Genomic DNA, 1,824 nt, shown 5'->3' with positions numbered 1-1,824 from the left:
CGCGACGAGCTGACCGGCGAGATCTACCCCTGGGGCAGGACCAACTACGTACGCCTCACGCCCGGCCACCGGGCCGCGCACGTACTGACCGTCCTGCGACCGTCCTCACCGCCCACCGGAGGGTCACCCACATGATCGTCAACGAACCCGTCCCGGACACCTTCGAGGACACCCCCGCCAAGGACCGGGACCCCGAATGGTTCAAACGCGCCGTCTTCTACGAAGTCCTCGTCCGCTCCTTCCAGGACAGCAACGGCGACGGCATCGGCGACCTCAAAGGCCTCACCGCCAAACTCGACTACCTCCAATGGCTCGGCGTCGACTGCCTGTGGCTGCCCCCCTTCTTCCAGTCCCCCCTGCGCGACGGCGGCTACGACGTCTCCGACTACACCGCCGTCCTCCCCGAATTCGGCGACCTCGCCGACTTCGTGGAATTCGTCGACGCCGCCCACCAGCGCGGCATGCGCGTCATCATCGACTTCGTCATGAACCACACCAGCGACCAGCACCCCTGGTTCCAGGCCTCCCGCAACGACCCCGAAGGCCCCTACGGCGACTACTACATGTGGGCCGACGACGACCAGCAGTACGCCGACGCCCGCATCATCTTCGTCGACACCGAAGCCTCCAACTGGACCTTCGACCCCATCCGCAAGCAGTACTACTTCCACCGCTTCTTCTCCCACCAGCCCGACCTCAACTTCGAAAACCCCGCCGTCGTCGAGGAAATCGTCTCCGCCCTGCGCTTCTGGCTCGACCTCGGCATCGACGGCTTCCGCCTCGACGCCGTCCCCTACCTCTTCGCCGAAGAGGGCACCGACTGCGAAAACCTCCCCGCCACCCACCAGGTCCTCAAACAGGTCCGCGCCGAGATCGACGCCCACTACCCCGACACCGTCCTGCTCGCCGAAGCCAACCAATGGCCCGAAGACGTCGTCGACTACTTCGGCGACTACACCGCCGGCGGCGACGAATGCCACATGGCCTTCCACTTCCCCGTCATGCCGCGCATCTTCATGGCCGTCCGCCGCGAATCCCGCTACCCGGTGTCGGAGATCCTGGCGAAAACCCCCGCGATCCCCTCCGGCTGCCAGTGGGGCATCTTCCTGCGCAACCACGACGAGCTCACCCTCGAAATGGTCACCGACGAAGAACGCGACTACATGTATGCCGAATACGCCAAAGACCCCCGCATGCGCGCCAACATCGGCATCCGCCGCCGCCTCGCCACCCTCCTCGACAACGACCGCAACCAGATCGAACTGTTCACCGCACTCCTGCTGTCCCTGCCCGGGTCGCCGATCCTCTACTACGGCGACGAGATCGGCATGGGCGACAACATCTGGCTCGGCGACCGCGACGCCGTGCGCACCCCCATGCAGTGGACCCCCGACCGCAACGCCGGCTTCTCCTCCTGCGACCCCGGACGCCTCTACCTCCCCACGATCATGGACCCGGTCCACGGCTACCAGGTCACCAACGTCGAAGCATCCATGAGCAACCCCTCCAGCCTGCTCCACTGGACCCGCCGCATGATCGAGATCCGCAAACAGAACCCCGCGTTCGGCCTCGGCTCCTACACCGAACTGCCCTCCTCCAACCCCGCCGTCATCGCCTTCCTGCGCGAATACAAGGACGACCTCGTGCTGTGCGTCCACAACTTCTCCCGCTTCGCCCAGCCCACCGAACTCGACCTCCAGACCTTCAACGGACGCCACCCCGTCGAACTCATCGGCGGCGTCCGCTTCCCCGCCATCGGCGAACTCCCCTACCTCCTCACCCTCGCCGGCCACGGCTTCTACTGGTTCCGCCTCCGCAAGGACG

1 protein-coding gene and 1 pseudogene are annotated in these 1,824 nt (G+C 65.9%); both read left to right on the top strand.

The genetic code is table 11. The features are described from left to right. Positions 1–135: pseudogene (locus ACFVH5_RS44320) on the top strand (alpha-amylase); the annotation flags it as partial. Then, the coding region (gene treS, locus ACFVH5_RS44315) for a maltose alpha-D-glucosyltransferase (RefSeq protein ID WP_385839359.1) at positions 132–1,824 on the top strand (1,693 nt) is incomplete at its 3' end. The pseudogene ACFVH5_RS44320 and the gene treS, both read left to right, overlap by 4 nt.

The organism is Streptomyces sp. NPDC127119 (assembly GCF_042677425.1).
Lineage (GTDB): Bacteria > Actinomycetota > Actinomycetes > Streptomycetales > Streptomycetaceae > Streptomyces.
Note: the sequence above shows the minus strand (reverse complement) of the source record. Positions and strands in the feature narration are given on the sequence as shown.